A 22,408-nucleotide genomic window follows, 5' to 3' on the forward strand; every position below is an offset into this window, starting at 1 on the left:
TGAGTGGACGAGCGGAACCAGTACGAGGGCCGCCAGGAACAGCAGAGGCAGGAAGCGGCCCACATACCGGGGGCTGGTCACTGGCCGCCCCCGCCCACCCCGACGATGCCCTGGAGCACCGTGACGATGACCGGAGCGAGGATGGCCAGTCCGTAGCCGATGCCCGCGGCCTTCAACGCCCGCTTGGCGGCCTCGACCTCACCGGGATCACCACCGGCCATCAGGTAGCGCAGCCCGCCGAAGGTGAGGAAGAGGGTGGCCAGGCCGGCGAGGATGCCGACGATCCAGTTCCGCAGGTTGTCGATGACGGTCGGGATGTCGGCCACCGCCCACACGTGCGGCGGCTGGGCCAGCAGTGCCACCGCGGTGATAGCCACGGTGGCCCCCGGGCGGACGAACCAGCGGCCGAGGGGCTCAGGCCGAGACTGCCGACGACGCGCGAGCATGGCAGTACACCTCCATCGGGCACACGGCAAGACGGGACAGAGACGGGAGCGCCCCTGGCCGGGGCATGGGGGCAGCAGGAGCGGGGTGAGCAGAACCCTGGGCCCGGGAGCCGGCCTCCCTACGGGATGCGGCGGGATGGGTTCTCGGGTGTCAGCACGAGACGGTCGTGCTCACCCCGCACCAGGCGGCATTCCGGTCCGGGACGTCGGCCGATGCCCCGGACCGGAACGGGCGGCCTGGTCCGACTCACGGACCGGGCCGCTGTTCACCGTGAATAGAGATGCCGGTGGCGTGAATTGACATCCCGCCGCCGGAGATCCCCCGTTCGGACGCCCTACACCTCCTGTAGCCGGTTCCGCAGATGCGCGGCCAAGTGCTGCTCCGCTGCGTTGCGGTGCCGGTAGAGCTGACGCACACTCACTCCGCGCTCGGCCGCAAGGAGGCTCATGGGCTCGCCGCCGAGGCGGGTGCGGGCGATCAGCCGTGCCTCGGCCACGTCGACCACCCGGGCCTTTACGGCTTGGGCGAGCACCGTGAACTCGTCCACCGCCTCATCCGGGTCCGCCTGCGGCGAGGCGCACAGGAGGTCGAGGCGCGCTGTTGCCGGGCCGGCCTCGCGGTTCGCGCGGCGATGTGCGGCGTACACCACTCGGTGCACGGCCCGGTCGGCTGCGTTGAAGAGCTCCCTATCCAGCCGCTCCGAGCGCAGATCCACCGTGCGCAGGGCTACAGCGACGGCGGCCAGGGCCTCCTGCTCGACTTCAGCGCGCTCCATGTGGGCGGGGCGGGGCAGCCGGGCGAGCATCCGGCGCAGCACCGGAACGGTCATGGCCACAGCGACCACGCCCCACGGCTCACCCAGATCGCGAGCACGCCGGACCACCTCACGCCACGTCTGCTCGCGCAGCTCGGCTCGGGTGGAGGGGTGTGCCAGGTGCGTGCGTACCTGGTCGACCGTCCATGCCGCACGGTCAGGGTCGTCGCATACCAGGTGCGCGGGGAAGGTGAGCGGCTCGATTCCCCGGGCGAGGGCGAGGAACGCTTGCTCCAGCTCCCCGAGCGGGGAACGAAGGCTGTCGTGCGAACGGGGCGCGGGACGGTGAGCTTGGTGGTGGTGCATGGCGCATCTCCTGTGACGACGTGGACAACTTCCGCCGCCACACCTCCCAAGGCCCCGTGCCACCACCGGCCCACCCGCAAGCCAGTGCCGCGTCACCGCCGACCGAGTTGCCCGGCATGTGCGACAGCCCTGCCCTGGTTCACCCTCGATGGTCTGGAGTGACGCCTCAGACGGAGCAAAGTGAATCGAACACAGAAATTCTCAACACTCCTCTGCGCCACTCGCTGGGGGGTTCGCCGAAGTGGTTCGCGGGTGGCTCGCAGGTGGCATACGACTGGCTCGCACCCACAACGAAGTGCACAAATACGGTTCACGACAAGGAGAGCCGGGAGTCACTCGGCGCGCGCAGAGTCGCTGTCGAGGGGATCGAACAGTCGCAACGCGATGGCAAAGATCAACCGGCGAGTCTCTATTAGCCACGTCAGCACGAGTACGGCCGGACCCCTCCGTCCCGGGCGCCGCTCATCGCATGCCGAACCCCACCGCTCCCCGCTCCCGTACCTCTCGGCCGCTGCCGACGACCATCTGGCTCCCCGGCCCGGACGACCCGGCTCGTCCGATCCCCGGCGCCGTACTGCCCGCCTGGGCAATCGACAAGATCCGCACCGACTTCGTCGACCGCCCCGCCCACCAGCCTGCTCACCTGCTCAAGATCGCGATCCGGGACACGGCACCCGGTATGGACGCCCGGATCCCCACCACGCCCTTCACCACCCCGGCTGACGACGGGGACAGCGCAGACATGTCCATCCTCCTGGCCGAGCTCCACCCCGACGCCATCCCCACTGCTGCCACCGCAGATCTGGCCCTCGGCGGAAGCGAGGTACACGGCGCAGCCGGAGACGGCTGGCCCGGCTTCTTCCACCGGGCCCACCGGCTCCTGCCCACGGACGGTCTTCTGCTGCTGGCCACCCGCCAGCGTCGGGACGCTGGCCGACTCACCGACCCGCTCGGCACCCTGATCGCATCCGCCCGCACCGCCGGATTCCGCTACCTCCAGCACATCGTGGTCGCCTACGGCCACCCGGCCGGCGACCGACTGGCACCCGCCCTCCCCGCCGACACCTCACCAGGCGTCGCGCACTGCGACCTGATCGCCCTGTCCGCGATCCGCCACGCCTAGACCAGCCAAGGAGAACGCTCGTGCCTTCCCCTCTCTCGGTGTGGAACACCGCACCCACCTCCGCCCCGCAGCAGCGCAAGAACCGCTACGTGTCCGGCTCGGCCGTCCACCCCGCCAAGATGCTCCCGTGCGTCGCCGCCCACGCGATCGCCACCTACACCCGCCCCGGCGACCGGGTCCTGGATCCGATGTGCGGCATCGGCACCACCCTCGTCGAAGCGATCCACCTCGGCAGGCACGCCCTCGGCGTCGAGTACGAATCCAAGTGGGCCAACCTCGCCCGCCGCAACGTCGCCTACGCCACCCACCAAGGCGGCAGAGGCTCTGGTGATGTGCGTTGCGGCGACGCCCGCCGACTCACCCAGCTCATCCACGCCGAGCACCATGGCGAGGTCGACCTCGTCATCACCTCGCCGCCCTACGGGCACTCGGTGCACGGGCAAGTCCGCTCCACCCGCGAGACCGGCAAACGAGGAGTGCTCAAGAAGGACTACCGCTACAGCCACGACCCCTCCAACCTCGCCCACGTCTCCACCGACCAGCTCCTGGAAGCCTTCACCCAGATCCTCACCCAGTGCCGACACCTCCTACGCCCCGGCGGCACCGTGGTCGTCACCACCCGCCCCTGGCGCGAACGCGGCGAACTCATCGACCTACCGTCCGCCGTCCTGGCCGCCGGCCAGGCCGCCGGACTCATCCCCACCGAACGCTGCGTTGCCCTCCTCGCTGGCATCCGCGACAGCCGCCTGATCACCCGCCCCTCGTTCTTCCAGATGAAGAATGTCCAAGACGCCCGCCGCCAGGGCATCCCACTCGCCGTCGTCCAGCACGAGGACGTCTTGGCCTTCACCCGCCCCGGACGTCACGCTTGCCCGACCGCAGCCACCGCTACACGCCCGCGGCAAGGGAGCGCCACCGAGGGGTTCCGCTCACGTACCTGTGCTGAGGGATGCCGACCTTTGTGTGGCCCCACCGTCGGGCGGCACGAGGAGTGACTGGCCCACAGCACCCCCGCGTCAACACCCAAGATCACGGTCTTGACAAGCTCACCGAGGCGGAGCGTCCATGGTCGCCGGATACCGGCACGCGCCAAGAACTGCCCTGCTCGGCGGATCGGCAGCCGGTGATCGTGGAGTACATCGTCGTTGATGGCAAGGACGCCGAGGCTGTGGCCCAGCGCCAAGGGGCTGCGATCCGCGAGGTGCTGGAGTGGATATACGCCCACCGGCGTGAGCAACGCGGATGAGTCCCGGCGCCCAGGTCCCAGGAGGGAAGCGCGCATATGCCGGAGAACCCATCTAGCACGACCTGGTCACCTCCGATGGCGGACCGGCCCTGGTCCACCAGCAATGCCCCAGCACCGGGCGCGCCGCCCGTCAGCGTCCCGGTCGCTTGGCTCGGGCGCACATCCACGGAGGACTCACAGGACCCGACCCTGTCCCTACCGCGGCAGCTCCGCAATGCCAGAGCTGCCTTGCCACCCGGCTGGGTCATTGTCGCCCACTTCTACGACGTGGAGTCCGGACGCAAAGAGTTGGATGAGCGGGGTCGTTCCCTCGCCCACCGGAACTTCAACATCTCCATCCCCCGGGACGGGGGCATCTCGGACCTTCTAGAAGAGGCCCAGCGACCCGATCGCCGCTTCGCAGCCGTCATCTGTGAGTCCATCGAGCGGGTCGCCCGGCGCACCTACTTCGGAACTAAAATCGAGTACGAGCTTGAGCAAACTGGAGTCGCCCTATGTGCTGCTGACGAGCCCATTGTCACCGGGCGCCACGCCAAGCGAGCCACGCCAACCCTCACGCGACGTGTCAAGCAAGCGGTATCTGAATGGTACGTACTCCAGATGCTGGAGCTTTCCTGGGACGGCTTCGTCGAGCACACTCAACAAGGCTGGAACACCGGAAAGCCGCCGTACGGATACCTAGCCGAAAAGGTCCCTCACCCCGTTCCTGCCCGGCGCGCTGAAGGCCGCACCAAACACCGACTCATCCCCGATCCCGCCCGGGGCCCGGCAGTAACCAAAATCTTCCAACTCCGCGGCCTGGCTAGGCTCGGTTACGACGCTATCGCTGACCAGCTCAACCTTGACCGGGTAGCACACCCGCCCCCGGCGCCCACAAGAGCCCAGGCTGCGCTCGGACGCTGGAGTGGGTCCGCCGTGCGTGAGATTCTGATGAACCCCAAGTACACCGGTTACCAAGTCTGGAACCGCCGTGCGACCAAAAAGGGGGGACGCAACAACGATCCCAAGGACTGGGTGTGGTCGCCCCAGCCCACTCACGAGCCGCTGGTCACTCGCGAGTTGTTCGACGCTGTTTCCGCCATGCCCCGCAAACGCCAAGGCTCGCGCACTGCCTGCGGTGTAAATCGGCACCCAGCCGCCAAACGCTCCTACGTCCTGCGTTCGTATGTCGTCTGTGATCTGTGTGAGCGGCGTATGTTCGGCAAGACCCGACATCGGATCCCGTACTACGCCTGCGAGTTGGATACGAACGAGCACCGAGACAGATCTTGGTTCGCCGCGCATCCCAAGAGCCTATGGATCCGAGAGGAGATCCTGCTCGAATCCGTGTCTGACTTCTTCGCTACACGCGTCTTCGGCCCCAATCGACATGTCCACCTAAATGCGGCTCTTGAATCCGCACCAAAGTCCCGAGGTGCGTCTGAACGAGAGTCAGACGAGCGAGACGCGCTGGAGCAAGCCATTGCTGCCATCGGCAGCCGCCAGGACCGTCTGATTCAGACCCTTGCGGAGGGCATCGATAGCGAAGTGCCCGGTGGAGAACCAGATCCCGATCTTGAGAAGGCGTTCCGTGACGGCGTCCGGAAGGAACACACGAACCTGGGGAGGCAGCGGAAAGCGCTCTCCGACCAACTTGACCGGATGGGTGCACCCGAGCCCTCCAGCCAAGTCAGCGATGCTGCCCTGCTTGACACCCTACCGATGTTGAACGTGGACGTAACCAAGGCCCCCGAAGAGAAACAACGCCAGCTCTACGAAGCCTTTGGTCTGGAGGTTCACTACAGCCGGACCCGAGAGGACGTCAGGCTCAGGGTCGTCATCCCAGGCCATCTGGTTCACGAGCTGACGGATCTCGCACATGAGCTTCGGACGGGGCGCGAAGAGCCGCAGAGCCACGTCGAAGAAGCTTCGAATGATCGTGGCACCCAGAGCTGCAAATCGGGCGATGACGCCCCATTCCGTTCCCATGTTCTGGGTGCCCCCGGCAGGATTCGAACCTGCGCACACGGCTCCGGAGGCCGTTGCTCTATCCCCTGAGCTACGGGGGCGTGTCCGCCGCGTGGTGGTGCGGTGACGGGTAGAACCCTACCAGCTTCGCGGGGGTGGTCGGGTACGGGGTTTTGGGGGTGGGGGCGGGGTGTGTGTGCTGGTCAGGGGCGGAAGTGTCCAAAAGCCGGACGTAGGGGGGCGGGCGCGCCTACCCTTTCCCATGTGCCTGGCTTGTCCGGTCGGGTCCTTGTCGTCGATGACAACAAGGTGATCCGGCAGTTGATCAGGGTCAATCTCGAACTTGAAGGTTTCGAGGTCGTGACCGCGGCCGATGGTGCCGAGTGTCTGGAAGCCGTCCATCGGGTGCGTCCCGATGTGGTGACGCTCGACATCGTCATGCCCCGGCTCGACGGGCTGCGGACCGCGGCCCGGTTGCGGGCCGATCCGCGGACGCGGGGGCTGCCGATAGCGGTGGTCAGCGGGTGCAGTGAGCTGGAGGCCGAGGCGGGGCGGGCGGCCGGGGTGGATGCGTTCGTGGCCAAGCCCTTCGAGCCGGTCGATCTCGTACGGGTCGTGCGGCGGCTCGCCGCGCGGCGGGCCTCGCAGCGGGTCGGCGGGGGCGTCGCCGGGGATGCCGCCGATGACGCGGAGCCCGCCGGGTCCCCGGTGTGCTGAGCCGGGGACGAGTCCGGTAAAAGGGTTCGCCTTCCCACCCCGTCCCTCTCGTACGCTGGTCCCGTGGACCCCGCAGAGCTCACCGGCACCGTCCTGCGTACGGTGCGATCCGCCGCGGTGGGTGAGTTCGGCGCACCCGTGCCGGCGCGCGTCGTCGTGGAGCGGCCGCGGCCTGGCGGGTCCGGGGACTACGCCACCAACGCCGCCCTCCAGCTCGCCCGCGCCGCCGGCCGCGACCCCCTCGACGTCGCCGCCCTGCTCCGCGACCGGCTCGCCGTCCAGCCCGGCATCGCCGCCGTGACCGTCACCGGGCCCGGGTTCCTCAACATCACCCTTCTGCATGAAGGCGATCCCGTCGAGGACGCCCTCGCCGCGGGTGATTCCTTCGGGCACGGCGACTTCCTCCGCGGGCGCTCCTTCCGGCTCGTCGCCGACGAGCATCCCCGGGCCCTCGTCCTCGCCGACTCCCTCCGGCGGCTCCTCCTCGCCGCCGGTGCCTCCCTCGGCGAGCAGGGGGATCTCGTACGGGTGACGGGTGTCGCCGCCCCGACCGGAGCCGGGGCCGGTCGCGGTCTCGGAGAGCTTCCCCCCGACGTGCTGCGGTGGGCCTTCCTGCGTGCCCCCGCCCGGCAGCGGCCCCGCCTCGCGCCCGAGCTGCTCCTCCGCCGCGAGGCCAACCCCCTCTTCCGTATCCAGTACGCCCACTCCCGTACCGCCGCCCTCGCCCGCGCCGCCGCCGCGCTCCGGATCGACACCCGCACCGGCACCCGCGCCGACGGACCACCCGCCGCGCCCCCCGCCGCCCCCGTACGGCACACTCGCTCCGACGGCGTCCTCCTCGCCGCCATCGGCGAGCTCCCCGCCGTCGTGGAGACCGCCGCCCGCCGCCGCGCGCCCGACCGGCTCGCCCGGCACCTCGACGTCCTGGCCGGCGCCTTCCTCGGTGCCGAGGCGGCCCACCCCGCCCTGCCCAGCGGCGACGAGGAGCCCACCGCCGTGCACCGGGCCCGGCTGCGCCGGGCCGCCGCCGCCGGCGTCGCCCTGCGCAACGGGCTCACCCTGCTCGGGATCCGGGCCCCCCGGCACCTCTGAGCCACAGCCACCGCCCAGCCACCCGACAGCCACCTGCGAACACCCCGCACCACCGAAGGAGTACCCCGCCGTGAGCCGATCCGCCCACCCCGCCGGCCCCCGGCACGGCGACGTGCTGCCCGAAGGGCACTACGCCGCACCGCCCGCCGACCTCAACGACCTCGACTCCCGCGTCTGGGCCCGCACCGTCGCCCGCGGCGCCGACGGCGTCGTCACCGTGGGCGGGCTGCCCGTGACCCGGCTCGCCGAGGAGTTCGGCACCCCCGCCTACTTCCTCGACGAGGACGACTTCCGCGCCCGCTGCCGCGCCTGGACCGACGCCTTCGAGGACGCCGACGTCTTCTACGCCGGCAAGGCGTTCCTCTCCCGCGCCGTCGTCCGCTGGCTGCGCGAGGAGGGGCTCAACCTCGATGTGTGCTCCGGCGGCGAGCTGGCGACCGCGCTGGCCGCCGGGATGCCCGCCGAGCGGATCGCGATGCACGGCAACAACAAGAGCCCCGCCGAGATCGAGCGGGCCGTCGGGGCCGGCGTCGGGCGGATCGTGCTCGACTCGTTCCAGGAGATCGTCCGCGTCGCGCACATCGCCGAGCGGCTCGGGAAGCGCCAGCGGGTGCAGATCCGGGTGACGGTCGGCGTCGAGGCGCACACGCACGAGTTCATCGCCACCGCCCACGAGGACCAGAAGTTCGGCCTCGCGCTCGCCGAAGGACAGGCGGCCGAGGCGGTGCGGCGGGTGCTGAAGCTCGACTCCCTGGAACTGGTCGGCATCCACAGCCACATCGGTTCGCAGATCTTCGACATGGCCGGCTTCGAGGTCTCCGCCCGCCGCGTCGTCGGGCTGCTCACCGAGATCCGCGACGAGCACGGGGTGGAGCTGCCCGAGATCGACCTCGGCGGCGGCCTCGGCATCGCGTACACGCCCGAGGACGACCCCCGCGAGCCGCACGAGATCGCCAAGGCCCTGCGCGACATCGTCTCCCGCGAGTGCACCGCCGCCGGTCTCGCCATGCCGCGGCTCTCCGTCGAGCCGGGCCGCGCGATCGTCGGCCCCACGGCGTTCACGCTCTACGAGGTCGGCACGGTCAAGGAGCTGGCGGGGCTGCGCACGTACGTGAGCGTGGACGGCGGCATGTCGGACAACATCCGCACCGCGCTCTACGACGCCGAGTACTCGGTGGCGCTGGCCTCCCGCGCGTCCACCGCGGAGCCGATGCTCGCCCGCGTCGTCGGCAAGCACTGCGAGTCCGGCGACATCGTCGTACGCGACGCCTACCTCCCGGCGGACCTCGCGGCCGGCGACCTGCTCGCGGTGCCCGCCACCGGGGCGTACTGCCGCGCCATGGCGAGCAACTACAACCACGTGCTGCGCCCGCCCGTGGTGGCCGTGGCGGACGGCGCCGCGCGGGAGATCGTGCGCCGCGAAACGGAGGAGGACCTGCTGCGGCTCGACGTGGGCTGAGCGGCAGCGCGGTCATATCTCAGGCATATCTCAGGACTTAAACGGTACGTCTCGCCATCCGGACAGGGCCTCGCAATCGCCCGCCGCTGCGTGAGACTGGAACCGGCCCCATCGGTGCACGTGAGGAACGAGGAACGAGGTCGTATGAGCGAGAGGCGTCCGCTGAAGGTGGCGCTCCTGGGCTGCGGGTCCGTCGGCTCCGAGGTCGCGCGCATCATGACGGCGAACGCCGCCGACCTCGCCGCCCGGATCGGCGCCCCGGTCGAGCTGGCGGGCGTCGCGGTGCGGCGCGCCGGGGTGGCGCGGCCCGGGATCCCGGACGAGCTCGTCACCACGGACGCCACGGCGCTGGTCAAACGCGGCGACATCGACATCGTCGTCGAACTGATCGGCGGCCTGGAGCCGGCCCGTACGCTCATCACCACCGCCTTCGAGCACGGCGCCAGCGTCGTCACGGGCAACAAGGCCCTCCTCGCCGAGGACGGCCCCAGCCTGCACGCCGCCGCCGCCCGGCAGGGCGTCGACCTCTACTACGAGGCCGCCGTCGCCGGCGCCATCCCGCTGGTCCGCCCGCTGCGGGAGTCGCTGGCAGGCGACAAGGTCAACCGCGTGCTCGGCATCCTCAACGGCACCACCAACTTCATCCTCGACCGCATGGACACCTCCGGCGCCGGCTACGCCGAGGCGCTGGAGGAGGCCACCGCGCTCGGCTATGCCGAGGCCGATCCCACCGCCGACGTCGAGGGCTACGACGCCGCCGCCAAGGCCGCGATCCTCGCCGGCATCGCCTTCCACACCCGGGTCCGCCTCGACGACGTGCACCGGCAGGGGATCACCGAGATCACCGCCGCCGACATGGCGTCCGCGACCCGCATGGGCTGTACGGTCAAGCTGCTCGCCATCTGCGAGCGCACGCCCGACGGCACGTCCGTCACCGCGCGGGTGCACCCTGCGATGATCCCCAGGACCCACCCGCTGGCCTCCGTGCGCGAGGCGTACAACGCCGTCTTCGTCGAGGCCAGCGCCGCCGGGCAGCTCATGTTCTACGGTCCTGGCGCCGGCGGCGCGCCGACCGCGAGCGCCGTGCTCGGCGACCTGGTCGCGGTCGGCAGGCACCGGCTGAGCGGCGGCAGCGGTCCCGGGGAGAGCGCGTACGCGCAACTGCCGGTGGCGCCGCCCGACGGCGTCGTGACGCGGTACCACATCAGCCTGGACGTGGCCGACCGGGCGGGCGTGCTCGCGCACGTGGCCGCGGTCTTCGCCGAGCACGACGTGTCCATCGACACGGTCAGGCAGCAGGGCAAGGACGGCGAGGCGTCGCTCGTGGTGGTCACGCACCGGGCGACGGACGCCGCGCTGGCCGCGACGGTCGAGGCGCTCCGGCGGCTGGAGACCGTCCGCGGCGTGGCGAGCACCATGCGGGTCGAAGGGGAGTGACGTAAGGAAATGGACGCAGTGATCGACGAACCGCGAATGTCCGGCACCCGCCAGTGGCGGGGCGTCATCGAGGAGTACCGCGACCGGCTGCCGGTCACCGCGGAGACTCCGGTGGTGACGCTCCGGGAGGGCGGGACCCCGCTGGTGCCGGCCCAGGTGCTCTCCGCGCGCACCGGGTGCGACGTCCACCTGAAGGTGGAGGGCGCCAACCCCACCGGGTCCTTCAAGGACCGCGGCATGACGATGGCGATCTCGGTAGCCAAGGAGTCCGGCGCCCAGGCCGTCATCTGCGCCTCGACCGGCAACACGTCGGCCTCCGCGGCCGCCTATGCGGTACGGGCCGGGCTGACCTGCGCCGTGCTGGTGCCGCAGGGCAAGATCGCGCTGGGCAAGATGGGCCAGGCGCTCGTGCACGGCGCGCGCATCCTCCAGGTCGACGGCAACTTCGACGACTGCCTGACGCTGGCGCGCGCGCTCAGCGAGCAGTACCCGGTGGCGCTGGTGAACTCCGTCAACCCGGTGCGGATCGAGGGCCAGAAGACCGCCGCCTTCGAGGTCGTGGACGCGCTCGGGGACGCCCCCGACATCCACGTCCTGCCCGTCGGCAACGCCGGGAACATCACCTCGTACTGGAAGGGCTACCGCGAGTACCACGGGGACGGTCTCGCCACGCACACCCCCCGGATGTGGGGCTACCAGGCGGCGGGCGCGGCGCCGATCGTGCACGGCGAGCCGGTGAAGGACCCGAGCACGCTGGCCACCGCCATCCGCATCGGCAACCCCGCCTCGTGGGAGCTGGCCGAGCGGGCGCGCGACGAGTCCGGCGGGCACATCGAGGCGGTCACGGACCGGCAGATCCTGCGGGCGTACAAGCTGCTGGCCGCGGAGGAGGGCGTGTTCGTCGAGCCGGCCTCGGCGGCGAGCGTCGCGGGGCTGCTGCAGGCGGCCGAGCAGGGCCGGGTCGACCCGGGGCAGCGGATCGTCTGCACGGTCACCGGCAACGGCCTGAAGGACCCCGACTGGGCGGTCGCCGGTGCCCCGCAGCCCGTCGCCGTGCCGGTCGACGCGGACCGGGCGGCGGAGCGGCTGGGGCTGGCCTGACCGGGGCGTCCCGCGGCCCGCGTACCGGTCCGCGTACCGGCCGGCGTACCCGCGTACGGCACGGGCGCACCGGCGTACGGCACCGGCGGCAGCCCGTCCGGCCTGGGCGGACGTGCGTACGGCCGGGGCCGGGAGCGCGCGCCGTACCGGCTCTTCCGCCGCGCGCCGGGGACGTGCGCGGGCCGCGCATCGAGCGCCTCCTGTGCGCCCTATGTCGCAGGGGAACCCACCTTCGATAAGCTGGCGTTGAGCCCGCCGGTCGAGTGTCCCGGGCACCCCCTTCCGTATGCCGTCCGCACCGCCCGTCCGCGCGCGCACGCCATGCCGCGGGGGCGCCGGTCGGGCAGAGTCGTAACCGAGCTGATTTCCCCCACCGCCCGGGAGACCGGGTGAGAGTCACAAGGAGAGTCACGCAAGCGATGGCCGGTCCAGCCTTCCGCGCCGCGCCCGTACGCGTCCGCGTGCCGGCGACCAGCGCCAACCTCGGCCCCGGCTTCGACACGTTCGGCCTCGCCCTCGGGCTGTACGACGACGTGGTCGTCCGGGTCGCCGAGTCCGGGCTGCACGTCGACATCGCCGGCGAGGGCGCGGAGAACCTGCCGCGGGACGAGTCCCACCTGCTCGTACGGGCCATGCGCAGCGCCTTCGAGGCGCTGGGCGGCCAGCCGCGCGGCCTCGAGGTGGTGTGCGCCAACCGCATTCCGCACGGCCGCGGGCTCGGTTCCTCGGCCGCGGCGATCTGCGCCGGCATCATCGCGGCGCGGGCGGTGACGATAGGCGGCGCCGAGCGTTCCGGCGTCCTGGACGCCCCCGAGCGGGCGGCGCTGCTGGAGCTGGCGACGGAGTTGGAGGGCCACCCCGACAACGTCGCGGCCTGTCTGCTCGGCGGGTTCACCCTGGCCTGGACGGACGACGGCACGGGCGGCGCGGGCACGGCCCCCGGGGACGCTCCCGCGGCGGTACGGGCCATCCGGCTGGAGCCCGCCGGGGGCGTGGTCCCGGTGGTCTTCGTGCCCGGCAACCCGCTCTCCACCGCGGAGGCCCGCGGCCTGCTGCCCCGTACGGTGCCGCACGCGGACGCGGCGCTCACCGCCGCCCGCGCGGCGCTCTTCGTCGAGGCCCTGACCAGGCGTCCCGAGCTGCTGCTCACCGCCACCGAGGACCGGCTGCACCAGGACTACCGGGCGCCGGCGATGCCGGAGAGCACGGCGCTGGTGGCGCGGCTGCGCGCGGACGGCGTGCCCGCGGTGATCTCCGGCGCGGGGCCGACGGTGCTGGCGTTCGCCGAGGACGGCGCGGCCGAGAAGGTCGCCCGTTCGGCGGGCGAGGGCTGGGCCGCCAACCGGCTGGCCCTCGACCGGGAGGGGGCGAGCGTGCTGCCGCTGGCCTGACGGGCCGCGGCGGCCGTGCCACGCGCCGTACGCGGGCACATCGCGCAGGTCAGCGGCCCGCGCGGACGGCCCGCGCACGACGACCCGTACCACTGGCCGCACAACACGGAACCGGCCTCCCGGCGCCGGGAGAGGGGGAATGTCTGCAGGATCCGATAGTGTTAACCTCAAGGCAGCACCAGCGCACTTCAGTCGTAGGTTCCACACGGCCGTGCTGTGTGCTGGGGTCTCTCCGGGCCGCAGGGCCCGGGGGCAGGTCCCACAAGGGGAATTCCCCACCGGGGCAGCCTTTCTTCCGGGAGCCTTCCACATTGCCTGAGCAGCCTGCCGGTGCAGTGACGCTCCCGAATCGGCACCGCTGTCGTGCGTGACACCCACCGGAGTGCCTCGCGCCACCAGCATGCCGACCCTGCACAGTCTTCACCGCCGTACGGCGGACCACCGCACCGACGCGGACCCGCGGACGCAAACGCACGGGCCGCAGCCGGAGAGCACGACCGGTCGCCGAGCCAGACAGGCCGACGCACCGCTCCAGGGAAGGACCCTTCGTGAGCGACACCACCGATCTGATGGGCGTCAACGCAGAGAACGCCGCCAGCCCAGCTTCTGGGGGTGCCTCCCAGCAGGAGACTGGGGGAGCTCCCGCAACCACCGCCGGTTCGACCAGGCGCCGTCGCGGCGCCGGCCTGGAGGGCATGGTCCTGGCGGAGCTCCAGCAGATCGCATCCGGCCTCGGGATCCGGGGCACCGCTCGGATGCGCAAGAGCCAGCTCATCGAGGTGATCAAGGAGAGGCAGGGCGCCGACGGCGGCAAGCCCGCCGAGGCCAAGGCGGAGAAGGCCGCCGACAAGGCGGGCAAGGACGCGCAGGCCGACGGCGGCGCGGCGCGGCCGAAGCGCCGGGCCACCTCCCGGGCCCGTACCGACGCGGCCGAGCAGGCCGAGGGCGACGGCCGCGGCGACGACGGCGACTCGCGGATCGACATTCCCGGCCAGCCCGTCAAGGTGCAGGACGCCGGTGCCGAGCAGAACGGCGGCGAGAAGGCCGACCGGGCCGACAAGGCGGAGAAGGCCGAGAAGGCCGAGAAGTCCGGCGAGAAGGGCGGCGACGCCAAGCAGTCCGGCGACGGCGGCCGGCAGAAGGGCGACCGCCAGGGCGGCGGCGACCGGCAGGGCGGCGGGCGCCGCGACCGGCAGAACCGCCGCAACAAGGGCGACGACGGCGGCGGCCAGGGCGGTGGCGGCGGCCAGCAGAACCAGGGCGGCGGCCGGCAGCAGCAACAGCAGCAGGACGACGACTTCGACGGCGGCCGGCGCGGCCGCAGGGGCCGCTACCGCGACCGCCGCGGGCGCCGGGGCGGCCGCGAGGACTACAGCGAGCCGCAGATCGCCGAGGACGACGTCCTGATCCCGGTCGCGGGCATCCTCGACATCCTCGACAACTACGCCTTCGTCCGCACCTCCGGCTACCTGCCGGGCCCCAACGACGTGTACGTCTCGCTGGCCCAGGTGCGCAAGAACGGCCTGCGCAAGGGCGACCACGTTACGGGCGCGGTGCGCCAGCCGCGCGACGGTGAGCGCCGGGAGAAGTTCAACGCGCTCGTCCGGCTCGACTCGGTCAACGGCCAGGGTCCCGAACAGAGCCGCGGCCGGGCGGAGTTCGGCAAGCTCACGCCGCTCTACCCGCAGGACAGGCTCCGCCTGGAGAGCGACCCGGGCGCGCTGACGCCGCGGATCATCGACCTGGTCTCGCCCATCGGCAAGGGGCAGCGCGGGCTGATCGTGGCGCCGCCGAAGACCGGCAAGACCATGATCCTGCAGTCGATCGCCAACGCGATCACCACGAACAACCCCGAGTGCCACCTCATGGTCGTCCTCGTCGACGAGCGGCCCGAGGAGGTCACCGACATGCAGCGGTCGGTGAAGGGCGAGGTCATCTCCTCGACCTTCGACCGCCCGGCGGAGGACCACACCACCGTCGCCGAGCTCTCCATCGAGCGGGCCAAGCGGCTCGTCGAGCTGGGCCACGACGTCGTCGTGCTCCTCGACTCGATCACCCGGCTCGGCCGCGCGTACAACCTGGCGGCGCCCGCCTCCGGCCGCATCCTCTCCGGCGGTGTGGACTCCACGGCGCTCTACCCGCCGAAGAAGTTCTTCGGCGCCGCGCGCAACATCGAGGACGGCGGCTCGCTGACCATCCTGGCCACCGCGCTGGTCGAGACCGGCTCGCGGATGGACGAGGTGATCTTCGAGGAGTTCAAGGGCACCGGCAACATGGAGCTGCGGCTCGACCGGAAGCTCTCGGACAAGCGGATCTTCCCCGCGGTCGACGTGGACGCCTCCGGTACCCGCAAGGAGGAGATCCTGATGGGCAGCGACGAGCTGGCCATCGTCTGGAAGCTCCGCCGGGTGCTGCACGCGCTGGACCAGCAGCAGGCCATGGAGCTGCTGCTGGACAAGATGAAGCAGACCAAGAGCAACGCGGAGTTCCTGCTCCAGATCCAGAAGACCACGCCCACGCCCAACGGCGACTGACGCGCAACCCGGCGCCGGTTCCACGCGAACCGGTGCAGGTCGGACAGTTTTCGTAGGCAAAAGCCTCCCCTTGGAACGAGGGGAGGCTTTTGCGCGTTCAGCAGTACGTGTGTAACCCTTTTAGGTGATCCCTGTCGGGGAATGTGGGGAAAAGTTCGGATTTACCCGCGGCAAACCAGGGACCTGAGCGGCTGAGGTGAGGAGCCGATGACGGAACCGTACGACGACGGGGATCCCGGCCACCGGCCGCGCGGCCGCCGCCGCAAGGCGGTGCTCGTGGCGGTCTGGACGCTCGTCGGGGTGATGGTCCTCGGCGGGGCCGGCTTCACGTACCTCTACTTTCGTCTCAACGGCAATCTGACCAGCGTCGACCTCGACGCCAAGCTCGGCGGCGACCGGCCGGAGGACCTGCCGAACGGCTCCACGGACATCCTCGTCCTCGGCTCCGACTCCCGGGCCGGCGACAACGCGAAATACGGCCGCGACGGCGGCGGCGCCCGCTCCGACACCGCGATGATCGTGCACGTCTACGAGGACCGGAAGCGCGCCAGCGTCGTCAGCATCCCCCGCGACACCCTCGTCGACCGCCCCGAGTGCAGCCGCGACGACGGGGACACCGCCCCCGCCGCGAAGCGCGCGATGTTCAACGAGTCGTATTCCGTCGGCGGCCCGGCCTGCACGGTCAAGACCGTGGAGAAGATGACCGGGGTGCGCATGGACCACTTCGTCGAGGTCGACTTCAGCGGCTTCAAGCGGCTCATCGACCAACTCGGCGGGGTGGAGATCACCACCCGCCAGGACATCGACGACCCCGACAGCCACCTCGACCTCAAGGCCGGCACGCACACCCTGGACGGCGAGGAGGCGCTCGGCCTGGTCCGTACCCGCAAGGGCGTCGGCGACGGCAGCGACCTGGGCCGGATAGAGCTGCAGCAGGTGTTCGTCAAGGCGCTGGTGCAGCAGGTCGGCCAGGTCGACCTGCACACCAGCCCCGGCAAGCTCATCGGGCTCGCCGACACCGCCACCAAGTCGATCACCACGGACGACGGTCTCGGCACGGTGAACAAGCTGCGCCGGCTGGCCGAGAGCCTGGGCGACATAGGCCCGAACGACATGCGGATGGTCACCCTGCCGGTGACGGCCGACAAGCAGGACAGCAACCGCGTGGTGCCGAAGGAGAAGGAGGCCGCGCAGGTCTGGAAGGCGCTGCGGGAGGACCGGCCGATACCGAAGTCCGCGCTGAAGGGGGATGCGGGCGGACAGGGGGAGCGCGACGTGGTCGCCGCCCCGCCGGCCCCCGGCGACGGCCTGGAGGAGGTCGCGCCCGGCGGCGGTGCACAGGCGGCGGCGGACTGACCCCGGAGCGTGAGCGCCCCCGGACCCGCCTCTGCCGGCTCCGTACCGCGCCCCGGCGGCCGCCGGGGCGCCGCCGCCCGCGGCGTCCGGCGTGGAATAAAGCGGGCCCGGGACCCGTTTTGGCGAGCACGACCGGTCCTCGTAGACTGGTACGTCGGCCCCGGTTCACGTGACGCATCCCGCCGATCGACCCGGAGCCCTCCCGAACCTAGGAGAATCCCTTGAAGCGCGACATCCACCCGGAGTACGTGGAGACCACGGTGAGCTGTACCTGTGGCAACTCCTTCACCACCCGGAGCACCGTCACCTCCGGCACCATCCGCGCGGACATCTGCTCCGCGTGCCACCCGTTCTACACGGGCAAGCAGAAGATCCTCGACACCGGTGGCCGCGTGGCCCGCTTCGAGGCCCGCTTCGGCAAGCAGGCCGCGGCGAAGAAGTAGCCCGTCCGCGTGCGCCGGGCCGGCCGCCCCGAAGAGGGGCGGACCGGGCCGGCGCACGTTTTTCGTCCCGTGCGGCCGGCACTCTGCCTCCCGCCCGGCCGCCCGCGCCTGGTCCTGCTACTTCCCCCTACGGAGCGCCCCACGATGTTCGAGGTCGTCAAGGATCTCATCGGCGAGCACGCCACCCTCGAGCGGCAGCTCGCCGACCCCGGCGTGCACGCCGACCAGCGCCGCGCCACCCGGCTCAACAAGCGCTACGCCGAGCTGACCCCGATCATCGCCGCCTACCGCGCCTGGGAGCGGGCCGGCGAGGACGCCGCGGCGGCCCGCGAGCTGGCCGCGGAGGACCCGGACTTCGCCGCCGAGGCCAAGAGCCTGGAGCGGGAGCGCGAGGAGCTCACGGAGCGGCTGCGGCTGCTGCTCGTACCGCGCGATCCCAGCGACGACAAGAACGTCATCCTGGAGGTCAAGGCGGGCGAGGGCGGCGAGGAGTCGGCGCTCTTCGCCGGCGACCTGCTGCGGATGTACCTGCGCTACGCCGAGCGGCAGGGCTGGAAGACGGAGCTGCTCGACGCCAACGAGTCCGACCTCGGCGGCTACAAGGACGTCTCCGTCTCGGTGAAGCTCAAGGGCGGCGCCGGTCAGGGGGCCGCCGAGCCCGGCCAGGGCGTGTGGGCGCGGCTGAAGTACGAGGGCGGCGTGCACCGCGTGCAGCGGGTGCCGGCCACCGAATCGCAGGGCCGGATCCACACCTCCGCCGCCGGCGTGCTGGTGCTGCCCGAGGCCGAGGACGTCGACGAGGTCGAGATCGGCCCGGGCGACCTCCGCATCGACGTCTACCGCTCCTCGGGCCCCGGCGGGCAGTCCGTCAACACGACGGACTCCGCGGTACGCATCACGCACCTGCCCACCGGCATCGTGGTCTCCTGCCAGAACGAGAAGAGCCAGCTTCAGAACAGGGAGCAGGCGATGCGTATCCTGCGGGCGAGGCTGCTCGCCGAGGCGCAGGAGGAGGCGGAGAAGGAGGCGGCGGACGCGCGCCGCAGCCAGGTGCGTACCGTGGACCGCTCGGAGCGCATCCGCACGTACAACTTCCCGGAGAACCGCATCTCCGACCACCGGGTCGGGTTCAAGGCGTACAACCTGGACCAGGTGCTCGACGGGGAGCTGGACGCGGTGATCCAGGCATGCGTGGACGCGGACGCCGCGGCCAAGCTCGCGGACGCGGGCTGAGCACCGCACGGGATACGGCCGAGGGACCGGAGGGAACGTGAACCTGCTGCTCGTCGAAGTGGCACAGGCCACGCGGCGGCTCGCCGACGCGGGCGTGCCCTCCCCGCGGTTCGACGCGGAGGAGCTGGCGGCGTACGTGCACGGCGTGCCCCGCGGCGAGTTGCACCGCGTCGCCGACGCCGACTTCGACGCCCGCTACTGGGAGGCCGTCGCCCGCCGCGAGGCCCGTGAGCCGCTGCAGCACATCACCGGCGTCGCCTACTTCCGCTATCTGGAACTCCAGGTCGGTCCCGGCGTCTTCGTGCCCCGCCCGGAGACCGAGTCCGTGGTGGACTGGGCCATAGCGGCCGTCCGCGCCATGGACGTCGTCGAGCCGCTCATCGTCGACCTGTGCACCGGCTCCGGCGCCATCGCGCTGGCCATGGCGCAGGAGGTGCCGCGGGCCGCCGTGCACGCGGTCGAGCTGGAGGAGACGGCGCTCAACTGGGCGCGCAAGAACGCCGCGCACAACGACGGCGGCGCCCGCGTCGTGCTGCACCATGGAGACGCGCGCACCGCGCTGCCGGAGCTGAACGGCCAGGTCGACCTGGTCGTCAGCAATCCGCCCTACATCCCGCTGACCGAGTGGGAGCATGTCGCCCCGGAAGCCCGCGACCACGACCCGCAGGCCGCGCTCTTCTCGGGCGAGGACGGCCTCGACCTCATCCGCGGTCTGGAGGTCGCGGCCCGGCGGCTGCTGCGCCCCGGCGGGGTGCTGGTCGTCGAGCACGCCGACACCCAGGGCGGCCAGGTGCCGTGGCTCTTCACCGAGGAACGCGGCTGGGCGGACGCCGCCGACCACCCCGACCTCAACAACCGGCCTCGATTCGCGACCGCCCGCAGGGTCCGTACCTGAGAAGGAGATTGACATGGCACGGCGCTACGACTGCAGCGATGCGGCCGATCGCAGGACCGGGCTGCGCGAGGCCGCGTCCGCAGTCCGCCGCGGCGAGCTGGTCGTCCTGCCCACCGACACGGTCTACGGCATCGGCGCCGACGCCTTCGCCGGCGAGGCGGTGGCGGCGCTGCTGGACGCCAAGGGCCGCGGGCGCAGCATGCCCACCCCGGTGCTCATCGGCTCGCCGAACACTCTGCACGGGCTCGTCAAGGACCTCAGCGAGGAGGCGTGGGAGCTGATCGACGCCTTCTGGCCGGGCGCGCTGACCGTCGTCGCCAAGCACCAGCCGTCGCTCACCTGGGACCTGGGCGAGACCCGCGGCACGGTGGCGGTGCGGATGCCGCTGCACCCGGTGGCGCTCGAACTGCTCAAGGAGGTCGGCCCGATGGCCGTCTCCAGCGCCAACCTCACCGGCCACCCCGCCCCCCAGGACTGCGACGCCGCCCAGGAGATGCTGGGCGAGTCGGTCTCGGTCTATCTCGACGGCGGCCCGACGCCGGCCGCGGTGCCGTCCTCGATCGTGGACATCACCGGCCGCACGCCGGTGCTGCTGCGCGAGGGCGCGGTGACCGCGGAGCAACTGCGCGAGGTCGCAGGCGGGCTCGAGGTCGCCAGTTGACCGCGCCCGAAGGGCGCACGGGGGACATACAGGGATTCCGGATCCTCCACGTCAGCACCGGCAACGTCTGCCGCTCCCCGATCACCGAGCGGCTGACGCGGCATGCCCTCGACGTGCGCCTCGGCCCGCGGCCCGCGGCGGGCATCGCGGTGGAGAGCGCGGGCACCTGGGGGCACGAGGGGGCGCCGATGGAGGCGCACGCGGCGACGGTGCTGCGGGAGTCGGGGGCGGACCCGGACGGGTTTGCGGCCCGGGAGCTGCGCGACGAGCACGTGATCCGGGCGGATCTGGTGCTCACCGCGACCCGGGACCACCGGGCGCAGGTGATCTCCATGGGCCACTCCGCGGGGCTGCGCACGTTCACGCTCAAGGAGTTCGCCCGGCTGGTACGGGCCATAGATTCCGCCACGCTGCCCCCGGCCCGCGAGGGCCCCGTGGCGCGCGCGCACGCGCTGGTCCAGGCCGCGGCGGCGCTGCGCGGCTGGCTGCTGGCGCCCAGCCCGGCGGCGGACGAGGTGTACGACCCGTACGGGGCGCCGGTGCCGTACTTCCGGCGCATCGGCGAGGAGATCGGCCAGGCGCTGGACCCGGTGGTGACGGCGCTCACAGGGGTGCCGGCGGCCGCCTGACGATGGCCGGATGCAACCGGTCGGGCGCCTGAGGGGTCTATTTCTTTACGGGCCCGGACGGGCCTTGCGCCCGTACCCGGAGAATGGAGGGCCGGGAGCGGGCTAATGTGTGTGGCTGAACGGAACAGCGAAACCTCTGGGGCAGCTTGTGCGTGAATACCTGCTGACGCTGTGCATCGCAGCCGCTGTCACGTATCTGCTGACCGGCCCGGTGCGGAAGTTCGCGATCGCGGCCGGCGCGATGCCGGAAATCCGGGACCGTGACGTGCACAGCGAGCCGACGCCGAGGCTCGGCGGCATCGCCATGTTCGGCGGGATGTGCGCCGCGCTGCTCGTCGCGTCGCAGTTGCAGGCCTTCGAGCGGGTCTTCGAGCTCAACGAGCCGAAGGCGCTGTTGTCCGGCGCCGCGCTGATCTGGCTGATCGGCGTCCTGGACGACAAGTGGGGCGTGGACGCCCTGCTCAAGCTCGGCGCGCAGATGATCGCCGCGGGCGTCATGGTGCTGCAGGGCCTGACGATCCTGTGGATCCCGGTCCCGGGCGTGGGCACGGTCGTGCTGACGCCGATGCAGGGCACGCTGCTCACCGTCGCCCTTGTCGTCATCTCGATCAACGCCGTCAACTTCGTGGACGGCCTCGACGGGCTGGCCGCCGGCATGGTGGGCATCGCCTCGGCGGCGTTCTTCATCTACGCGTACCGCATCTGGTTCGGCTACGGGATCGAAGCTGCCGCCCCCGCCGCGCTCTTCTCCGCCGTGCTGCTGGGCATGTGCGTCGGCTTCCTGCCGCACAACGTGCACCCGGCGCGGATCTTCATGGGCGACTCGGGATCGATGCTCCTGGGCCTGGTACTGGCCGCCGGGGCGATCTCCATCACCGGGCAGGTGGATCCGGACGCGCTGAAGGTCTTCGCGGGCAGCGAGAAGGAGGCCGTGCGCTCGACGGTGCCGGTGTTCATCCCGCTGGTGCTGCCGCTGACGATCCTGGCGATCCCGATGCTGGACCTGGTGCTGGCCGTCGTACGGCGCACCTGGCGCGGCCAGTCGCCGTTCGCGGCCGACCGGGGGCACCTGCACCACCGGCTGCTGGAGATGGGCCACTCGCACATGCGGGCCGTGCTGCTCATGTACTTCTGGTCGGCGCTGGTCGCGTTCGGGATGGTGGCGTTCTCGGTGCAGGCCGACAACGTCTGGCTGGTGCTGGTGGCGGTCGGGCTGAGCGCCGCGGGACTCGTGCTGTTGCTGCTGCCGCGGTTCGCCCCGAAGACGCCGTCCTGGGCCAACAGGCTCGTACCGCCGCGCTACCGCCGCCCCGGGGACGCCGGCGACGGCACCGGCGGCGACCCGGCGCCGGCCGGCGGCGCCGCGGTGAACGGGGCAAATCCAGCAAACGCGGCAGAGGCAGCAAACGGGGTGAACGGCGCGAAGGGGGCGCCCGGTTCACAGGGGCACGAGCTCATCCCCGCGGGCATCAGTGGTTCCACGGCCGTGGGGGAGCGCTCGCGCTGGCGCCGGGCTGGACATTGACGCCGTAGCAGGCATATCTCCAGGTGAGCGGAGCGACGTGGCCGACGTAGCC

Annotated in this window: 20 protein-coding genes, 1 tRNA gene and 1 pseudogene; 18 read left to right on the forward strand and 4 right to left on the reverse strand. The window is 71.6% G+C overall.

What is annotated here, in order from left to right; translation table 11 throughout:
• Nucleotides 1–77 precede the first annotated feature (77 nt).
• The gene (locus tag DMB38_RS26155; RefSeq protein WP_125937213.1) at nucleotides 78–446 is read right to left on the reverse strand and encodes a pilin; all 369 of its coding nucleotides are present in this window, start codon (nucleotides 444–446) and stop codon (nucleotides 78–80) included.
• A gap of 335 nt (nucleotides 447–781) precedes the next feature.
• Nucleotides 782–1,567: a hypothetical protein gene (locus DMB38_RS26160; protein ID WP_125937214.1), complete on the reverse strand. Its 786-nt coding sequence runs from the start codon at nucleotides 1,565–1,567 to the stop codon at nucleotides 782–784.
• A 469-nt stretch (nucleotides 1,568–2,036) separates the two neighbouring features.
• Between DMB38_RS26160 and DMB38_RS26165 the strand changes: the two genes are divergently transcribed.
• From DMB38_RS26165 to DMB38_RS37715, 4 genes and pseudogenes are all read left to right on the forward strand, one after another.
• On the forward strand, nucleotides 2,037–2,690 hold the full coding sequence (locus tag DMB38_RS26165; RefSeq protein ID WP_125937215.1) for a hypothetical protein: 654 nt from the start codon (nucleotides 2,037–2,039) through the stop codon (nucleotides 2,688–2,690).
• 20 nt (nucleotides 2,691–2,710) lie between these two features.
• A complete protein-coding gene (locus DMB38_RS26170; RefSeq protein WP_240662480.1) occupies nucleotides 2,711–3,685 on the forward strand; it encodes a DNA methyltransferase in 975 nt (324 codons plus the stop codon).
• Nucleotides 3,682–3,936, forward strand: coding sequence for a hypothetical protein (locus DMB38_RS26175; protein ID WP_125937216.1), 255 nt, complete (start codon nucleotides 3,682–3,684; stop codon nucleotides 3,934–3,936). The genes DMB38_RS26170 and DMB38_RS26175 overlap by 4 nt, the downstream gene beginning before the upstream one ends.
• 600 nt (nucleotides 3,937–4,536) lie before the next feature.
• Nucleotides 4,537–4,971: pseudogene (locus DMB38_RS37715) on the forward strand (recombinase family protein); the annotation flags it as partial.
• Between the two features lie 396 nt (nucleotides 4,972–5,367).
• Here DMB38_RS37715 and DMB38_RS26185 read toward each other — a convergent pair.
• Together DMB38_RS26185 and DMB38_RS26190 are read right to left on the reverse strand one after the other, a co-directional pair.
• Nucleotides 5,368–5,604: a hypothetical protein gene (locus DMB38_RS26185; protein ID WP_125937217.1), complete on the reverse strand. Its 237-nt coding sequence runs from the start codon at nucleotides 5,602–5,604 to the stop codon at nucleotides 5,368–5,370.
• 308 nt (nucleotides 5,605–5,912) lie between these two features.
• A tRNA-Arg gene (locus tag DMB38_RS26190) sits at nucleotides 5,913–5,984 on the reverse strand.
• Nucleotides 5,985–6,147: 163 nt separating this feature from the next.
• Here DMB38_RS26190 and DMB38_RS26195 point away from each other — a divergent pair.
• From DMB38_RS26195 to DMB38_RS26260, 14 genes are all read left to right on the forward strand, one after another.
• A complete protein-coding gene (locus DMB38_RS26195; RefSeq protein ID WP_047018133.1) occupies nucleotides 6,148–6,600 on the forward strand; it encodes a response regulator in 453 nt (150 codons plus the stop codon).
• Between the two features lie 63 nt (nucleotides 6,601–6,663).
• Nucleotides 6,664–7,692 carry a DALR anticodon-binding domain-containing protein gene (locus tag DMB38_RS26200; RefSeq protein WP_125937218.1) on the forward strand — a complete coding sequence of 343 codons (1,029 nt, stop codon included), beginning with the start codon at nucleotides 6,664–6,666 and terminating at the stop codon, nucleotides 7,690–7,692.
• 70 nt (nucleotides 7,693–7,762) lie between these two features.
• Nucleotides 7,763–9,151 (forward strand): diaminopimelate decarboxylase, encoded by a 1,389-nt coding sequence (gene lysA / locus DMB38_RS26205; protein ID WP_125937219.1) that lies wholly within the window; start codon nucleotides 7,763–7,765, stop codon nucleotides 9,149–9,151.
• Between the two features lie 144 nt (nucleotides 9,152–9,295).
• On the forward strand, nucleotides 9,296–10,588 hold the full coding sequence (locus DMB38_RS26210) for a homoserine dehydrogenase (protein ID WP_125937220.1): 1,293 nt from the start codon (nucleotides 9,296–9,298) through the stop codon (nucleotides 10,586–10,588).
• Nucleotides 10,589–10,624: 36 nt separating this feature from the next.
• Complete coding sequence (gene thrC, locus DMB38_RS26215) at nucleotides 10,625–11,689, forward strand: threonine synthase (protein ID WP_125939288.1); 1,065 nt, start codon at nucleotides 10,625–10,627, stop codon at nucleotides 11,687–11,689.
• Between the two features lie 419 nt (nucleotides 11,690–12,108).
• Complete coding sequence (gene thrB, locus DMB38_RS26220) at nucleotides 12,109–13,080, forward strand: homoserine kinase (protein WP_047018139.1); 972 nt, start codon at nucleotides 12,109–12,111, stop codon at nucleotides 13,078–13,080.
• Between the two features lie 548 nt (nucleotides 13,081–13,628).
• Nucleotides 13,629–15,614, forward strand: a complete 1,986-nt coding sequence (gene rho, locus DMB38_RS26225) for a transcription termination factor Rho (RefSeq protein WP_125937221.1) — start codon at nucleotides 13,629–13,631, stop codon at nucleotides 15,612–15,614.
• 207 nt (nucleotides 15,615–15,821) lie between these two features.
• Nucleotides 15,822–16,970 (forward strand): LCP family protein, encoded by a 1,149-nt coding sequence (locus DMB38_RS26230; protein ID WP_125937222.1) that lies wholly within the window; start codon nucleotides 15,822–15,824, stop codon nucleotides 16,968–16,970.
• 221 nt (nucleotides 16,971–17,191) lie between these two features.
• A complete protein-coding gene (gene rpmE, locus DMB38_RS26235; RefSeq protein ID WP_047018142.1) occupies nucleotides 17,192–17,413 on the forward strand; it encodes a 50S ribosomal protein L31 in 222 nt (73 codons plus the stop codon).
• A gap of 144 nt (nucleotides 17,414–17,557) precedes the next feature.
• On the forward strand, nucleotides 17,558–18,646 hold the full coding sequence (gene prfA / locus DMB38_RS26240; RefSeq protein ID WP_125937223.1) for a peptide chain release factor 1: 1,089 nt from the start codon (nucleotides 17,558–17,560) through the stop codon (nucleotides 18,644–18,646).
• A 37-nt stretch (nucleotides 18,647–18,683) separates the two neighbouring features.
• Complete coding sequence (gene prmC, locus DMB38_RS26245; protein WP_125937224.1) at nucleotides 18,684–19,541, forward strand: peptide chain release factor N(5)-glutamine methyltransferase; 858 nt, start codon at nucleotides 18,684–18,686, stop codon at nucleotides 19,539–19,541.
• Nucleotides 19,542–19,554: 13 nt separating this feature from the next.
• The gene (locus tag DMB38_RS26250) at nucleotides 19,555–20,202 is read left to right on the forward strand and encodes an L-threonylcarbamoyladenylate synthase (RefSeq protein WP_047018145.1); all 648 of its coding nucleotides are present in this window, start codon (nucleotides 19,555–19,557) and stop codon (nucleotides 20,200–20,202) included.
• Nucleotides 20,199–20,831 carry a low molecular weight phosphatase family protein gene (locus DMB38_RS26255; RefSeq protein WP_047018146.1) on the forward strand — a complete coding sequence of 211 codons (633 nt, stop codon included), beginning with the start codon at nucleotides 20,199–20,201 and terminating at the stop codon, nucleotides 20,829–20,831. Before DMB38_RS26250 ends, DMB38_RS26255 begins: the two co-directional genes overlap by 4 nt.
• Nucleotides 20,832–20,979: 148 nt before the next feature.
• A complete protein-coding gene (locus DMB38_RS26260) occupies nucleotides 20,980–22,356 on the forward strand; it encodes an MraY family glycosyltransferase (protein WP_125937225.1) in 1,377 nt (458 codons plus the stop codon).
• Nucleotides 22,357–22,408 lie beyond the last annotated feature (52 nt).

This window comes from Streptomyces sp. WAC 06738 (assembly GCF_003945505.1).
Classification (GTDB): Bacteria; Actinomycetota; Actinomycetes; order Streptomycetales; family Streptomycetaceae; genus Streptomyces.